The following is a 16412-nucleotide window of genomic DNA, read 5'->3' on the forward strand; positions in this document are numbered from 1 at the left end:
CTCAGCCTTCCTCGTCTGCTGCGCCGAACCTTCCGAACCTGCTGTCAGCAAATTCGCACCAGGTGCGCCAATCGGCGGCTGTCACCGCGTGCCCGCCCTCGCGCAGTGTGTACGCCAGAAGCCCGTTGGCGAGCATTTCTGGAGCCGATGGCTGCGCGGTATCGTGTCCAGTGCCGGTGAGCAGTCGGTAGACCGGCTCGGCAGCGCGGAGCATCTCGAACTGTCCTTCAGGGTCGGCCCACTGATCGTCGGCAGCGTTGGACAGCAAAACAGGGCGCGGTGCGCAAAGCGCGATGAGCTCGTGCTGATCAACGGGCAGATCGCCGGTGCTGTCAGCGTAAGTCGATAGCCGTGGAGTGAACCAGTGCGGGAAGGCGTGTGTGATCGACGCGATGGTCTCGACTGCCGGGCGGCCGTCCGCCCCAGGCTTAGCCAGCATTGGGTGCGCACGGGACGGAGCCGCACCGCAGCATCCGGACTGGTGGGCGACGGCCCCGCAGAACCGTTCGTCGAACGCGGCCGCAATGAGCGCGACCTTGCCCATCCGGGAATGTCCCGCGACGATGACGCGATCGTGATCGATCTCCGGAACTGCCGAGAGGGCCTCGCGAGCGCGCGACGCGGCCCATGCCCACACGATGAGGCCACCCGGGCGAGGACCGCCGGCGGTGAAGCCGAGAAGCGACCGCTCGGCCGCGGCGAGTTCATCGGGCACGACCGAGGCGTAGCGGAATGTCGCGACGGCATAGCCAGCTGCGAGCGTGGACGGCAGATCCCATGCGTCCGTAGCGTGCCCCAGTTGTTCGGCCTCCTGCGCCACAGGGGCGGTATCTGCCGGTAGCGCTGGGTCGCCATCGAAGTTCGGATAGACGAAACACGGCACGGGCGTCTGTGTACCGGTAGGGCGCACGATGGTCAGGACGAATTCGCTCGTCGGCCGCTGCGTGCTTACTCGAATGCGCCGCACCACCGCGGTGTCACCGAATGCGTATCCGTCCTCAAGAGCTCGCACGTGTGACACAGCGGGCGTTCCTGGCCAGGGGCCGTACATCTCCGACTCGAACAGCGCACGAAGTTCTGCTTTTCGCCCTTCCCACGCCTGCTTCGTTTGGATTATGTGCTTTGACGCATCCACGAGGGTATCGGGCAGGCGGGGTCGGAGTGTGGTCATGCGTTCGCGTCACGCCATTCTGCTGATCGTCGGAGCGGGTACTACTGTATCGAGGTTTTGAGTGTTTAGGTCACTTATACACTTTACGCGAGTGGGTATACACTCGACAAGGTTGACATAAGGTATTTTAAACAGTTAGAAACGATGTGAGCGCTGAGACAGCGATCTTGCGTCGCGTGGGAACTATGGGAACTAGACGAGAGGCGGCGCGATGCCCAAAGCGTGGATGGTCGGAGCGAGTCGCGGCCTGGGGCGCTGTTCGGCCGAGGCGCTCGCCAACGCCGGCTATGACCTGATGATCTCAGCGCGCCATGGCGTGAGGCTTGACCGCGCGGTCGCCGAGCTTCGCGGGGCTCATCCACACCGCGAGATAGTGGCACTACCGCTAGATCTCTCCAAGGCGTCGTCTCTTATCCGAGTTCTCGAGGTCGTGAACTCGGATCCGCCCGATGCGATCGTCGTCTCGTCAGGGGGACCGCCGCCGAGCACGGTGCGCGAGCTTGCGCCAGGCGAACTGGACGCCGCTTACGCTTGCCTTCTACGACCAACGACGCAGATCGTGGCAATCGCCGGGTCAGCCATGGCGAGGTGCGGTCGAGGCGTCATCGTGATCGTCACCTCCTCGGGAGTGCGCGAGCCGATCCTCGGCCTCGCAACCTCGAATATTATGCGCGCAGGTGTGACAGCGCTCATGAAATGCGCTGCCGCAGAGTTCGCTCCGAACGGTGTCCGTGTCCTCGCCGTAGCGCCGGGACGCATCGAAACCGAGCGTGTCGGCGAACTTGACGCCGCAGCCGCGGAGCGCACCGGAAAGCCCGTCGGAGACGTGCGTAGCGCGTCGGAATCAGCCATACCCATGGGTAGGTACGGCACACCAGCCGAGTTTGGCGCCGTTGTCGCGTTCGTATGCTCGCCCGCAGCTTCATATCTCACTGGAACGACCATCGCCGTCGATGGCGGAAAGGGCATAGGCCTCCTCGGATGAAGATTACACGCGTGCAGGCGCATCCACTCAGCACACCTATACCCGAACGGCGGCGCATCGAATCGGGAGCCGGACTCAAGCTGAACCGCCAGATGGTGCTCGTCGAGGTGTCGACAGACGAAGGCATCACAGGTATCGGCTCGCCCTCTGGGCCCTATGACCTCGCGGTCCTGACCCGGATCATCGAAGGGGTGATCGGGCCTCATTTGATAGGCGAGGATCCGTTCGCCGCGCCCTTTCTATGGAACAAGATCTTTCACGGCGAAGTCTCGCGCAACCTCGGTCACAGGTCCGTCGGCATCGCGGCGCTTTCCGGCGTCGACATCGCGCTCTGGGATATCAAGGGGCGGGCGCTGCAGCAGCCCCTCTATGAGCTACTGGGCGGTCTCTACCATCGCGACGGCGTGCGCGCTTACGCCAGCTCGATCTATTGGGATCTGAGCCCCCAGCAGGCTGCCGACGAGGTCGAAGGCTGGATCGAGCACGGATTCACTGCGGTGAAGCTCAAGGTCGGTCGAGATCTGCGGCGCGACGTGCGGAATCTTGCGGCCCTGCGTGATCGGGCGGGCGAAGGGGTCGAATTGCTCGTCGACGCCAATCAGAGCCTGAGTCGGCATCAGGCACTGCGCCTGCTTAACGTGCTCGATGAGCACGAGGTGTACTGGTTCGAGGAGCCCATCTCTCTCGACGACATCGAGGGGCACCGAATGCTCCGTGATCGGCACACCGCGGTGCGCGTTGCGACCGGCGAGAACCTCTACACGCGCAGCGCGTTCCACGACTTCATACGCGAAGGAGCCATCGACGTCCTCCAAGCCGATGTCAGTCGAGCCGGGGGGTTCACCGAGGTCCGCGGGATCGCCGAAACTGCCGCATCCGCACATCTCAGCTGGAATCCGCACACCTTCAACGACATCATCACGGTGGCTGCGAACCTGCATCTAGTGGCGTCGGCGGCGCATTCCGCGATGTTCGAGTGGGACATCACGCACAACGACCTGATGACGCGGCTCGGTGACTACACGCTGCGGTTGGAGGGTGGCAAGGTGTATCCCCCACCGGGACCAGGGCTGGGCTTCGAGATCGACTGGGATTTCGTGCGTGCGCACCCGTGGCAGGGCGAGCCGGCGATCCTTCCCGGACGCGGAATGGCGGCGTAGACGATGCTGATCGACTGGAAATCCATACCCGTCGCGAGCGGAATGCGGCCCGGTTCCGCCCGGCAGGCGATCGCAGCGCGCAATATATCTGCTGTGCGTGTGGTCACGGCGCCCGATGCGGCGTTCGACGGCACACTTCATCGCCACGAGAACGAGCAGATCCTCATCATGATCACGGGAGTGGTGACTCTCCAAATCGACGACGAAGTGTTCGATGCAGTGCCAGGCGACCTCGTGTTCTTCCCGCCGGGGTCCCTGCACGGTGCGCTCGCCGTCGGGTCCGGGGGCGCAGTCTATTATGAATTGTTCGCACCGTCGCGTTTGGATCAACTGCCTGGCTGGGTCGGCCCCGGCGTGCTGGAGTTCGTATGAGCATCAAGATCGACTTGAGCGGCTCCGTCGCACTCGTCACGGGTGCATCAGGCGGCATCGGCAAGGGCATCGTACAGGCGCTGCATGACGCGGGCGCAACCGTTATCGCGGCCGACCGCGACCTCTCCGTGCTCGAAAGCACGTTCGCGCACATGCCGGAACGGGTAGAGTCGGTCGCCTTCGACGTGACCGATGAAGCGGACGTGGCGCGCGGCCTCGAAAGCGTGGCGTCCGTCGGTGCACCCACGATAGTCGTAAACGGTGCCGGAGTGGCAGGCCGTACCGGCATGCCATTCACCCGTCTCGACCAGCGCGATTGGTCCCTCCCGTGGCAGGTCAACGTCGTCGGCACGTTTCTGGTGTCCAAGGCCGTGAGTTCTGCCATGATCGCCGCGGGCGGTGGGGCGATTGTGAATATCGCTTCGGTGTCTGGTCGTACCGGCTTCCAGACCTCCCCGCCGTACTCGGCGTCGAAGGCGGCCGTGATCAATATCACGCAGGTTATGGCGCGCGACCTCGCCGTGCACAATGTGCGCGTGAACTCGATCTGCCCCGGTATGGTCTTCACGCCGTTCTATGCTCAGCAGCGCAGCGCCGTGGCCGAGAACGACCCTGTCGCTGCAGCCCAGACCGACGAGGAGTTCTTTGCGGCAAAAGTCGTGCGCTCGATCCCACTGGGTCGTGGGCAGACTCCGCAGGACGTCGGCAATGCCGTGGTGTTCTTGGCATCGCCGCTGGCTGGCAACATTACAGGGCAGGCGCTCAACGTCGACGGCGGGCTGGTGATGTCGTGACGGCCAGCTCAGAGGTCCATGCAGCAGCGTACGTCGGCACAGGCTGGCTGGCCCGGGGTCCGATTCGGCAGGTCGACGACCCCTCGGGCGGACCTACGGTTGGCTCCATTGTCACCGTCGATAGTGCCGATGTCGACCATGCGGCTGCGGTGGCCGAGGACGCAGGTCGTTCTTGGCGCGCCGTGCCGCCCGCCGAGCGTGCCGTCGTGCTGGCAGCGGCAGGCAATGTCTTACAGGGGCGCTCCGTCGAGATCGCCGACGTATTGCGCTGCGAGGGCGGCAGACCACGGCGCGAGGCGGAAGCCGAGGTGGCGAAGGCTGTCAAGACGTTCCGTTACTATGCGGGCCTCGTTGGCGCGCTCGACGGGCGTTCGTTCGCCGGTTCCGGCGGTGTCAGGCACGAGACACGGCGGGAGCCGGTTGGCGTGGCAGCAGCCATTACCCCGTGGAACGTTCCAGCCGCGTCCCCCGCGCGCAAACTTGCGCCTGCGCTCCTGGCGGGTAACGCCGTGCTGCTCAAGCCGGCATCGGCAACCCCGCTGACCGCATGGCATCTGGTGCGAGCGCTGTACGACGCCGGACTGCCCCAGGGTCTCGTACAGTTTTTACCGGGAGCGGGGTCGACCGTCGGTGAGGCCGTTGCCACGAACCGGCGCGTCGGAGCGGTGAGCTTTACCGGATCGACCGAGGTCGGGCTTGCGCTTCAGACATCATTGTCGGGAACCCTCACGAAACTGCAACTTGAGCTCGGCGGTAAGAACGGCGCCATCGTGATGCCGGACGCCGACCTGGATCGCGCCACGCAGCTGATCGTGCAAGCCGCGTTCGCCGCGGCCGGTCAGCAGTGCACAGCGACATCGCGCGTTATCGTGCACGCCGCGGTCGCCGACGCCGTCACCGACCTGATCGTCGAACGGGCAGAGGCGCTCACCGTCAGTGACACTGCCGACGAAGCCACGCAGATGGGCCCCCTCATCGACGAGCGGCAACTGAGCACGACCGACGGGTATGTGCGGCGCGCAGTCGAAGCCGGCGCGGTGATCGCAACAGGCGGGCATCGCCTCGATCGTCCGGGATCGTACTATGCGCCGACCGTGCTCACCCGTGTGGATCGGTCGAGCGAGATCGCCATGCGGGAGGTCTTCGGCCCTGTGCTTTCGATCATGGTCGCAAGGGACGTCGATGACGCCATTGACGTGCTCAATGGCACGGCATACGGTCTGTCGTCGGCCGTGCACACGCGTGACATCCGCATCGCTCAGCGGGTCGCCGAGCGCGCGGACTGCGGCGTCGTCGCAGTGGGCGGCGCGACCGCCGGAATCGAGCTTGCCGCGCCGTTCGGAGGCTTCAAGTCATCCGGCACGACATCGAAAGAGCATGGCCCGGAGTCGATGGAGTTCTTCACTCGCACCAAGCTCATCAGCTGGTACTGACAGGCAGGACGCGACGGAGGAGGGTGCGATAGATGGCGGCACCGAATGCGACGACATTTGTGACGGGAGCGGGCGGCTCCCTTGGTCGTGCGATCGCTCGCAGACTCGGCGCAGACGGCTTCGCGGTCGTCGTCAGCGACATCGATGAGGTCGCGTTGGCTCGCACTGCTGAACTCGTTGAAGCGGACGGCGCGACAGTGGAAGCCGCGCCGGTCGATCTGCGTGACGTCGGTGCTCTGACTGCGGCGATCGAGCGTGCGGACACGGATCGGGCGCCACTGACCCTGCTGGTCAACAACGCTGCGATCTACCCGCCGACGCCTTTCCTCGATATCTCCCTCGCCGAGTATGACGATGTCGTCGCGGTGAATCAGCGGGCGTATTTCGCTGCGGCACAGGCGGCGGCCGGCCGCATGGTGCGCCGCGGGACCGGGGCGATCGTCAACGTCTCGTCCATTACATGGCACGGCGGATGGCCGTCGCTAGCGAGCTACGTCTCGACCAAGGGTGCGGCCGTCGCACTCACCAGAGCGCTCGCGCGCGAGCTCGGTGGCCACGGGGTGCGGGTCAACGCAGTCTCACCCGGGGCGTTCCCCACGAAAGCCGAAGAAATCCAGGGCGACCCGGCATCATACGCCGAGTTCGTGCTCGAAAACCAGGCCATCAAACGTCGCGGCGCGCCGGAGGAACTCGCCTCCGTTGTGTCGTTCTTGGCCGGCCCCGATGCGAGCTTCGTGACGGGGCAGACGATCAATGTCGACGGCGGCTGGATCATGGAGTGACGCATGATAATTCTGGGTACCGAGGTCGATGCCGACGGCATCCGGCGACGAACGGGCGACACGGAGGCCCTGTGGGGCCTTCGATCCGTCGTTCTCGACGGCGGCGTCGAGCACGCGGTGCGGGTCATCGAGGTGCGCACGGCGGCGGGCCTGGAGTTCGACGTCCTGGTTGACCGCGCGTTCGACATCGGCGCCGCGAGGTGGCGCGGGGTTCCGTTCGGCTGGCGGTCCGGCGTTGGGTTCCGGCATCCCGGCCTCGCGGAGGAGGACGAAGGCGGCCTTGCCTGGCTGCGCGGGCTTGATGGTCTGCTCGTGTCGGCCGGCCTCGACCACACGCTGTTCGGCGGCGAATACGACGCGGGGCACTATCGGTACCCGCCGCGTCGCATGATCCGTCACGGCCTACACGGCAGGCTTTCAACGATCCCCGGCCGGGTGCTTCAGGCGCAGGAGGTCTGGGAGGGTGGGCGCGGCGTGCTGCGCGTCGTCGGCGAGATTGTGCAGTCGACCGTATTTGGCGAGCATCTTCGCCTGACGCGCACTATCGAGGTCGACGTCGACGGCGTTGAGATCAGGCTGCACGACCGAGTGGAAAACCTCGGGTTCGAGCGCACGCCGCACATGTTCCTGTACCACATCAACATCGGGTGGCCGGTGGTTGAGGAGGGCACCGAATTCATCGCCGACGTCGACGACACGATCTGGCAGTCCGATTCCGTCCGCGAACAGGGGGTGCCGTACGGGCTGCTGCCTGGCCCGTCGCGCGGTCTCGTTGAGCAGGTCTTCGAGCATCGTCTGCTGCCACGCGAGGGAATCTGCCGGGTTGCGCTGGTGCGCGCCGATCGCGAGTTGGGCGTCGAAGTGGCGTGGGATCATGCGGCGATGCCGCATTTCTTTGAGTGGCAGAACCTGCGCGAGGGTCAGTATGCCGTCGGTCTGGAGCCGTCAACACACGGGATCGGCGGCGAGGACGTCGCGCGTGCCGACGGTTCGATGATCTGGCTCGAGCACGCCGAGGGTCGCGAATATTGCACGATCATCCGCATTCTGGCCGGCCGGCATGCTCGGCTCAGTGCTGAGCGCGTATCTCAATGAATCGATTCATCTTGTTCTTAAATTGTAATTTTACTGTTATTGACTTTAGGTGTTATGAACAGTTACTGTAATGGTGCGTCTGTGGGACCTATCCATACGCCGAGCATCGGCATCGAGTTGCGGTACGCAGCGTTTCACCCAGGTTCTAGATGAAAGGTACATCGCGATGAAGCGATTAATCGGACTACTCGCCATTGGCGCTGCAGTTGCAGCGTGTCTCACAGGGTGCGGTGGCGCTGGGGTGTCGGCCCAGTCGACATCGGCAGCGTCGTCGGCATCTGGCTCCGGATCAGGAACCCTCGTCGTATGGAACTGGGGCGATCCCGGCGGCGAATCGACAGAGTATTCGGCGCAGGTGCTTGCGGTCTTCAAGAAAGAGCACCCGAACGTCCAGGTGCAGGTCGTCTCACAACCGAATGCCAACTACTACACGCTCCTTGGCGCTGCCATCCAGTCGAACTCCGGCCCCGATGTCGTGCTTTTCAACGGAGGATCGCAGATCTGGAGCAGGACGAGCGCTCTTGTGCCGCTGAACAAGTACGTACCCGCTGCGGACGCCAAACGCCTCACCGGGTGGGACATGTTCAGCAAGGGCAGCACCAAGTACGCGGTACCCACCACCATGCAAGGCTTCGCGCTTTACTACAACAAGAAGGTTCTGAAGGAGGCCGGTATCACCTCCGCACCGAAGACATGGGATCAACTCTCCGCCGACTGCGCTGCCGTCAAATCGAAGACCCAGGCGAGTTGCTTCGCTCTTGGCAACAAGGAGGGGTTGGGCTTCGGGCTGTTCTTCTCAGAGTTCGGCCCCGGTATCCTCACCCCGACCGAGTATCAGAACTGGCTTGACGGCAAGCGCGACTGGAACTCTCCGGATGTCAAGAAGGTGTTCGACCTCTGGAAGCAGACGTACGATGACGGTTGGTACAACGCTGGCGTCAACTCGACCGCGATGTTCAACGATTCGTTCAACCTGTTCAGCGCGGGCAAGGCTGCGTTCGTCGTAGGCCTCACTTCCGGATCCGACAACTACCGGCAGTTCGGCCAGTATTTGGGGAAGAACCTCGGTGTGACACTGCCGCCGATCGAGAACCCGAAGGTGACAGAGACCTTCATGCCCATTGAAGGCGGCATCGGTTTCGGTGTAACGAAGTGGACGAAGAACCCGAAGCTCGCGGCTCAGCTTGCACTCGCCTACGCGGATCACGGCGCGCTCACCACTTTCAGCGTCGACGCGGGTGCCGTCTCGGCCGACACGACGATCACGCCGAAGACCACTAACCAGGCAGGCAAAGACATCTTCTCCTGGCTCAAGAACGGCAAGTCTCTGCTGCACGACAAGGTCTCAGCCGACACCGAGAACTTGATGGGGCAGCTCACGACGGAGATCCTTGAAGGCTCCGTCTCCGTCGACAGCGCGATCTCGCAGCTGGCAGCGTCCGACGCGAAGACGTCCGGACAGCTCTAGCGACACAAGTGTCGTGTCGGTCGGAAGGCTGGCACCACGCAGGATGGTGCCGGGTTCGGTCAGCCGTGACCCGGCACCGCGTCGTGCAGGGTGGCGCCAGGCCCAGGGTCGTCATCCAGCACTCTTCAGAGACAGGAAGTGAGACATGACAACCATGGCCAAGACGGTCGAACGGGCCGACCAGCCGCCGGGTGTGCGCCCGGCCCTGATCCGGCGCGGACATAAGCCGCCAGGCGAGCTCGCGGCACCGTTCCTGCTGGTGCTGCCGGCGATCCTGATCATCGTCCTGATCCGGATCTACCCACTGTTTCTCGGCCTGAGTTTCTCGTTCACCGGTGACGGCGACAAGAGCGGGCAGTTCATCGGCATCCAGAACTACATCCAGCTGTTCCAGGATCCGGTCTTCATCGCCTCATTCACGCACATCCTGGTCCTCCTGGCCTTCCTCCCGCTCGCGGTGTTCTTCCCCGGCATTCTCGCCACGTTCCTGTACCTGCGGGTTCCCGGCCACCGGTTCTACCGCAGCGTGTACTTCCTCCCGGCCATTCTTTCCTCGGTGGTCATCGGTGCGATCTTCAACCGTGTGCTCGCCGTCAACGGGCCGCTGAACTGGTTTCTCGGGCTGTTCGGGATCCCGAGCGTCGACTGGCTCGGTACGAGCACCACGGCGCTGCCGAGCGTCGTGCTCGTGCAGATCTGGGCAACGTTCGGTATGACGCTGATCATCTTCCTCGCGGGGTTCTCCACCCTCGACCAGTCGCTGATCGACGCCGCCAGGGTCGACGGGGCGAACCTACGGCAGCTAGTCCGGCACGTGGTCATCCCCGGGTTGTCGCAGACGATCCAGTTCGTCATCGTAACGACGACCATCGGCATGCTGACAGGCATGTTCGGCTTGCTTTACGTCATGACCTACGGCGGGCCTGGAACCGCGAGCTACCTGCCGGAGCTCTACATCTGGAACGAACAGGGCACTCTGAACCGGCCGGCGATGGCATCCGCCGCGTCGATGGTGCTATTCGCGATCACGCTGGTCATCGGCCTGATCCAGATCCGGATACTGCGCCGCACCAACACGGAGGACTAATGAAGACCGAAAGACGCACGCGCTGGATCATCGCGATCCCGATGGCACTGCTCGGACTGGCGACGCTGTACCCGATGTTCTTCGCCGCGAACATCTCCATGATGTCGAAGCTTGAGTTCGTCATCAATCCGCTCTCGCTTGCCAAGCAGTTCGGCTTGAGCAACTACATTGAGGCCTGGCTGACCTCCTCGATCGGCACGTACCTCATCAACTCGATCGTCGTTACGGTCAGCACTGTGGTCCTCTTGGCAATCATCGGCTCCATGGCGGGATACTCGTTCAGCCAGCTCAAGTTCCGTGGAAGCCAGACGCTGTTCCTTCTCTGTCTAGCAGCGATGATGATCCCATTCCAGGTGATCATGGTGCCGTTCGTCAAGGTGCTTAGTGAGATCGGGTTACTGGACACTTACCCTGGGCTCGTGCTCGCATACGTGGGGCAGTTCCTGCCTTTTACCGTCTACCTGATGACCAGCTACTATGCGCGGATCCCACGCGAGATCATTGAGGCAGCACGCATTGACGGGAACACAACCTGGGGCGTCTACCGCCGGATCATGATCCAGCTAGGCAAGCCCGCACTATTGTCGATCAGCATCCTCAATGCCCTGTTCTGCTGGAACGACATCCTGATCGCGCTCCTAGTCATGCGCTCGCCGCAGCACCGCACGGTGATGATCGGCGTTGCGTCGCTTCTCGGCCAGTATCCTGACAATATGCCGACTTACATCGCCGGAGTTGTGATCGCGGCATTGCCGATGGTGCTCGTCTACCTCGTCTTCCAGCGCCAGATCGCTGCAGGTGTCGTCGTCGGCGCGACGAAGGGGTGAACGTTCGTGAAGATCACGGGGTACCGACAGCTCACCACCGTGCACGACTGGGGGCGGCCGGTTGGCGATGTCAATGGCGTGATTGCATCGGGCGTCACGGACGTTCCGATCATTCTGGTCGAGACCGACGTGGGTATCACCGGGGTCGGGCTCGGTGCACATCCTGCGATCGAGACGGTGTTCAGCGCCATAGAGGGTGAAGATCCTCGCGCTGTGACGGCGCTCTACGACCGAATGCTGCGCAGTGTCTTCAAGTCTGGCCATGCGGGCGCGGTCTTCGGCACAATCGGCGCGCTCGACATGGCGTTGTGGGATATCAAGGCCAAGGCGGCGAAAGAACCGCTGTGGCGCCTGCTGGGTGCGCGTGACCGAGTCGTTCCCGGATACGCATCGGGGCTCGACGCGGGCCTCGATGATGCGCAACTCGTCAGCCTGTACGAGCGGTTCGCGGGCGCCGGTTTCAGAGCGGCCAAGCTCAAGGGGGGAGCGGATGCTGCGCGCGACATCCGTCGGTTCGAGCTTGTGGCTCACGTCTTCGCCGGTCATGGTGTGGAGCATCCCTCGCTCATGCTTGATGTCAACGAGAGCTGGAATCGCGCGCAGGGGACGCGTTACCTTGCACGCCTCGAGGCGCAGCTCGACCTTGCGTGGATCGAAGAGCCGGTGCGGCGCTGGGATGCTGCGGGCCACGCCGCCATCCGCAGACTGACTCGCGCCGCGGTGGCCTCAGGTGAGAACCTCACGGGGATAGAGCAGTTTCGGCCGCTTCTCACTGCCGGTGCGGTCGATATCGTTCAGACGGGTAGCGTCTGGGGCATCACGCACTTCCTACGGGTGGCGGCTCTGGCACACGCCTTTGACCTGCCAGTCAGTCCGGTCGCTTACGACGCAAATCCGCTGGCCGCTGCCGCCGCCTCGGTACCTAACTGCCTCGCAATCGAGGTGCAGGATCTCGGAATGCCGGTTGGCCTCGACGTTGATCAGCGGTACGAGCACGGTGCCGTCATCCTGGGCGATCGGCCTGGAATCGGCATCGTGGTGGACGAGCGTGCGATCACGGTATCCGAGCGCGTCGGGGCATGGGCAGTGCCGGGTGGCCCGCACGCGCGCTCTGCGCACGCAGGGCTGGGCCTCGCGATCGAAGGTGGCAATGATGTGTCCTGAACACCTGTGGTTCCTGCGAGATCGCGGATGTGAGTCGGCATGCCACTGATTGATGCACATCTTCACGTCTGGTACCCGGACTGCCTTCGATACGACTGGCTCGAGGCGAGCCCTGAGTTGAATCGCCAGTTTGGATTCGACGAGCTCGATGCGGAGCTCGGGTCGCGCATCATGGATTTAGACGGCTTCGTGTTTGTCCAGGCCGACTGCGCACCCGATCAGGCGCTCGAAGAGATCGCGCTCGTGTCTGCGCTCGCAGGCGTCCATCCGGTCTCCGGCATTATTGTGTACGCACCGCTCGAGCGACCGCGCGACGCGGCACCGATACTCGACGTGCTCAGTAGCAACAGTAGAGTTGTCGGCGTGCGTCGTCTGCTGCAGTCGGAGCCGCTTGGATTCGCTCGCTCGCCGGAGGTCATCACCGGCGCTCGGGAACTCGCTGCGCGCGGGCTGTCGTTCGACGCTTGCATCACTTACGACCAACTGCCTGATCTTGCCACCCTGGCCGATGCGGTTCCCGAACTGCGCATCGTCCTCGACCATTTGGGTAAACCCGACCTGACGACGACAAACCACGATGCCTGGCGCCGTGACCTCGCCGAACTGGCACGGCGGCCGCAGGTCGCCTGCAAGCTCTCCGGTCTTGCGCCTCAGACGGGGTCGGCCACGTGGTCGGATTCTGAGGTCATACCGTTTCTGGAGCACGCACTCGCGTCTTTTGGCGCGGAACGATGTATGTTCGGGAGCGACTGGCCGGCATCATCAACACACACGGACTATGCTCGATGGCTCGATCTGGTGATGGGCTGGACGGACACACTCTCGGGTGTCGAAGCGGCGAACATCCTGTGGCGGAGTGCCGCGGTGTTCTATAGGCTGCCCGATTGGACGACGGCAGGGAAGCGAGGTTGACATGGTGCGCGATATCACGCAGGTGAAGCGGATCAGCGTGGTCGATGAGATCGTCGAGCAGCTCACCAGGCGCATCATCTCCGGTGACTGGGCCCCAGGAACGGTACTACCCTCGCTCAGGACACTCGCGGCCGAGACGGGGGTGTCGATGCTGACGGTGCGCGAGGGTATTCGAACACTTCAGGCGAGGGGTCTGGTGGAGACTCGGCACGGCGTTGGGACATTCGTGAGGGCCCTCGACGAGAACGAACGGATCGCACCCTGGATGCTCGGGGCGTCAGAGGCGGACGAGTACCTCGAGCTTATCGAGGCACGCCAGGTCATCGAGTCGGCGATCATCCGATTCGCCGCACAGCGTCGTACTGACGGGCAGCTTCTGCAGCTCGAGGAGATTCTCGCGAGAATGCGAACGGCCCACACCGATGGCGAGGCTTTCCTCGAGGCAGACTCGGAGTTCCACGTTGTGCTCGCCGAAGCGGCTCACAACAGAGTGCTGTTGCGGAGCATGCTCGCAATTCGTGGGCCGATGCGCCGCTTCATGGCGAACCGCAACGTACAGCATCTCGAGACCCACGCGACCCTCGACGGCCCGATCGCCGACCATGAGGAGCTCGTGCAGGTGCTGCGCTCTGGTGTCGCAGACGGACCGCAGGATGCGCTGCAGCGCATCATCGACCGCGCGATCGCGCACCTCGAGCACATCAAGGCGGAGGCATAGCCCGCCTCACGCACGTTCGGCATCGCCTCTGTCGAGCCTGCGTGTTCGGGGAGCCAGCGGGTGAACATCCTCGGAGTATCGGCGGGGGCCCGCCGACTCGGTATTCGGGACTCGGAAACCCAGGGCGAAAGCCGGAGACTCTTCCATCAAGGTGAAGTCGCGGGAACCGGCGTCTGCGAACAGTGGGTCGGCGATGACGGAGTGCGCATCGTGGCCTGCCGCGATCCACTCTCGATCCACGGGCTCCGTGACCGACCATGAAACACCGTCTGTCTTCTCGCCGTTCGCCGCGATGACGGCCCGTTCCCCCGCTGCGGTGTCCCAGAACAGGTTCAGGTCGCTCACAACCGTGTATCTGCGCACGTCACGCGATCCCGGCGTTCCCGCGAACCCGGGAGAGTTCTCGCCGACGATCACGTTGCGCTCGCACGTGAACGACACCGAACTCTCCGGTCGGGTGATCGACAGCTGGCCCTGCCCCCCGTACGCGAAGATGTTGTACCGCAGCGTGTTCTCGCGGCCGTAGTGATGGTGGCAACACTGGCTGGAGACGTCGTGCACGACGTTGCCCTCGACCACGACGTGGCTCGACCCTTCATCGAGGTAGATGCCCCAACCACCGTAGTTTGCGCAGGCGATGTCGTGAATGTGATTGCCGCGCACTCGGGTGCCTGGTGCGATGCCAAGCAGATAGACGCCGCCCATGTCGTTGAGCAGTCCACGCCCGAGGTCATGGATGTGGTTCGCCTCGATCAGGTTCGAGTGCGACGGGTTCTCCTCGTAGTCCCAGACCCAGCCGACCGAGACGCCCGTGTAGAAGAAGTCACGGATGTGGTTGTGCGCAATTGTGTTGTGTGAGCCATGCATGAAGAGCACGGCCACAGCGTGCGGGTACGCGTGCCCTCCCGAACGGATCTCGTTGTCGATGACCGTATTCGCTCGAGTGAAACCGTTCGACGCGGGGTCGGCGTCACCGCCGGCCTTGATCGCTCCGGCGCCGAGGTCTGTGAATGTTGAAGCCGCGATGAGGTTGCCCCGGCATCCGGGCCCGAGACTGATCGCATAGCCTCCGACGTGCTCGACGGAACCGAGGACAAAAGCGCAGGAGCGTGCACCGATGAATTCTATTGCCGCAGGAACTTCGGATGCCGCCTGCACGCCGGCGGCATAGTCGACGTCTCGCGGCAAGACCGGGTCTTCGCGCACGCCGTACGGCGGGCGCGAAGATGGCGCTTCGAGCCAGTCGGCGTACCTGAAATCGATCCCTTCGAATCGGATTTCGTTCGCGTAGCTGTCGATGGCAGGTTCGCCGGCGATCACGACGAATCGGTCGATGCACGGAACAAGTGCTCGGTGTTCGTCGATCCGCTCGCCGTCGCGCGGCACGTAGAGTAGCCGGCACCGGCCGGGCTCTTCGGACTCGCCGTCGAGCTTCACGACCCCGTGCCTGTCCAGATACCACTCACCTGGCATGTCGCCGAGCGTGTCGACGACGTTCTCGAGAAAGTAACGCGCGAACCTCCGGGCGGCGTCATCACGCAATGCAAAGATGCTGCGCGTGGTGCTGTGCACGACGTTTGACTCCCGGTCGACTGAGGCGATCGCCATCCGCTCTTGCAGCCAGTAGTGCGGTACCACGGCCTCGACGCTTGACTCGTCGGTCAAGTCTGGAATATCGTCCGGCACGAAGCCGAAGCGGTCGGCCCCATCGAACAGTGTGGCGACGAAGTCGGCGGTAACGTCGAGCCCCTTCTGCTCGGCAATCCGAAGGAATCCCTCGCGTGGGTAGCGCGGTCGCGGACGTCGTTCGCCGTTGACGAAGAGTGATCGGGCCAGGTGTGTGGGAGCGTCCGCGACCCAGATCGCTGTGCCGCGGAATACGGCAGGCGACCAATTCGTAATCTCCTGTGCGCCCTCGATGATCGTCGGCTCGTCCGGTTCCCACGCACAAATCGACGTGTAGGAGTCGGCCGACGTCAGAGTCAGTGTCTCGTGTTGTCGATAGGTGCCTGGGTGTACCCAAACGGCAGCGCGCTGCCCTGGAGTACGCTGCCGTCGCACGATTTGCATGGCTGCAGCGAGGCTAGGCACGGGGTATCCGACTGACCCGTTGCCGTATGGCGAACCGATGGTGCTTACGTGGATGTCGATTCGATCGGAGTACATAGCAGCTCCTTTGTGTACGTGCCCAAGTGTGTACTTCCCCGGCACTAGATACGATCCGGAATCCCAGTGCAAGAGTTAAGGATATCAGAACAGTTCTCTGTGATCGCCGTCGGGGTGTTCAACGTGGGATTGCTCGCGCAGGCGTGGCCTGCGGGTGACGCAATGTCCGACTACGAGGATGCACCTGCCGAACTGATCCGGCGCGCAAGCCGCGTTGCGGACGTGTGCGAGAGTAACGGCGTCACCCATCACGGGGACGTTGGAAACGGATTGAACCT

General features: G+C 63.6%; 15 protein-coding genes. 13 read left to right on the top strand and 2 right to left on the bottom strand.

Annotated features, from left to right (window positions below; all coding sequences use genetic code 11):
• Position 1: 1 nt before the first annotated feature.
• Positions 2-1171 (bottom strand): glucuronyl esterase domain-containing protein, encoded by a 1170-nt coding sequence (locus QU604_RS01590; protein ID WP_308467049.1) that lies wholly within the window; start codon positions 1169-1171, stop codon positions 2-4.
• Positions 1172-1382: 211 nt separating this feature from the next.
• Between QU604_RS01590 and QU604_RS01595 the strand changes: the two genes are divergently transcribed.
• The 13 genes from QU604_RS01595 (at position 1383) to QU604_RS01655 (ending at position 13968) form a co-directional block, all read left to right on the top strand.
• Positions 1383-2156 (top strand): SDR family oxidoreductase, encoded by a 774-nt coding sequence (locus QU604_RS01595; protein WP_308467050.1) that lies wholly within the window; start codon positions 1383-1385, stop codon positions 2154-2156.
• Entirely contained in the window at positions 2153-3316 is a 1164-nt protein-coding gene (locus QU604_RS01600) for a mandelate racemase/muconate lactonizing enzyme family protein (protein WP_308467051.1), read from the top strand. The genes QU604_RS01595 and QU604_RS01600 overlap by 4 nt, the downstream gene beginning before the upstream one ends.
• Before the next feature lie 3 nt (positions 3317-3319).
• Complete coding sequence (locus QU604_RS01605) at positions 3320-3688, top strand: cupin domain-containing protein (protein ID WP_308467052.1); 369 nt, start codon at positions 3320-3322, stop codon at positions 3686-3688.
• Positions 3685-4482, top strand: coding sequence for an SDR family NAD(P)-dependent oxidoreductase (locus tag QU604_RS01610; RefSeq protein ID WP_308467053.1), 798 nt, complete (start codon positions 3685-3687; stop codon positions 4480-4482). The genes QU604_RS01605 and QU604_RS01610 overlap by 4 nt, the downstream gene beginning before the upstream one ends.
• The gene (locus QU604_RS01615) at positions 4479-5915 is read left to right on the top strand and encodes an aldehyde dehydrogenase family protein (protein ID WP_308467054.1); all 1437 of its coding nucleotides are present in this window, start codon (positions 4479-4481) and stop codon (positions 5913-5915) included. Before QU604_RS01610 ends, QU604_RS01615 begins: the two co-directional genes overlap by 4 nt.
• Before the next feature lie 32 nt (positions 5916-5947).
• Positions 5948-6697, top strand: coding sequence for an SDR family NAD(P)-dependent oxidoreductase (locus tag QU604_RS01620; RefSeq protein WP_308467055.1), 750 nt, complete (start codon positions 5948-5950; stop codon positions 6695-6697).
• Positions 6698-6700: 3 nt separating this feature from the next.
• Positions 6701-7792 carry a DUF4432 family protein gene (locus QU604_RS01625; protein WP_308467056.1) on the top strand — a complete coding sequence of 364 codons (1092 nt, stop codon included), beginning with the start codon at positions 6701-6703 and terminating at the stop codon, positions 7790-7792.
• Between the two features lie 166 nt (positions 7793-7958).
• Positions 7959-9260, top strand: a complete 1302-nt coding sequence (locus tag QU604_RS01630) for an ABC transporter substrate-binding protein (protein ID WP_308467057.1) — start codon at positions 7959-7961, stop codon at positions 9258-9260.
• Positions 9261-9405: 145 nt separating this feature from the next.
• Positions 9406-10347, top strand: a complete 942-nt coding sequence (locus tag QU604_RS01635) for a carbohydrate ABC transporter permease (protein ID WP_308467058.1) — start codon at positions 9406-9408, stop codon at positions 10345-10347.
• Positions 10347-11174: a carbohydrate ABC transporter permease gene (locus QU604_RS01640; protein ID WP_308467059.1), complete on the top strand. Its 828-nt coding sequence runs from the start codon at positions 10347-10349 to the stop codon at positions 11172-11174. The genes QU604_RS01635 and QU604_RS01640 overlap by 1 nt, the downstream gene beginning before the upstream one ends.
• Before the next feature lie 6 nt (positions 11175-11180).
• The gene (locus tag QU604_RS01645; protein WP_308467060.1) at positions 11181-12338 is read left to right on the top strand and encodes a mandelate racemase/muconate lactonizing enzyme family protein; all 1158 of its coding nucleotides are present in this window, start codon (positions 11181-11183) and stop codon (positions 12336-12338) included.
• Positions 12339-12377: 39 nt separating this feature from the next.
• Complete coding sequence (locus QU604_RS01650; protein ID WP_308467061.1) at positions 12378-13250, top strand: amidohydrolase family protein; 873 nt, start codon at positions 12378-12380, stop codon at positions 13248-13250.
• Between the two features lies 1 nt (position 13251).
• A complete protein-coding gene (locus tag QU604_RS01655; protein WP_308467062.1) occupies positions 13252-13968 on the top strand; it encodes a FadR/GntR family transcriptional regulator in 717 nt (238 codons plus the stop codon).
• A gap of 6 nt (positions 13969-13974) precedes the next feature.
• On the opposite strand, the gene QU604_RS01660 is transcribed toward QU604_RS01655, so the two are convergent.
• Positions 13975-16134 carry a right-handed parallel beta-helix repeat-containing protein gene (locus QU604_RS01660; RefSeq protein ID WP_308467063.1) on the bottom strand — a complete coding sequence of 720 codons (2160 nt, stop codon included), beginning with the start codon at positions 16132-16134 and terminating at the stop codon, positions 13975-13977.
• Positions 16135-16412: the final 278 nt, after the last annotated feature.

Origin of the sequence: Rathayibacter sp. SW19 (assembly GCF_030866825.1) — a bacterium.
GTDB classification, from domain to species: domain Bacteria; phylum Actinomycetota; class Actinomycetes; order Actinomycetales; family Microbacteriaceae; genus Rathayibacter_A; species Rathayibacter_A soli.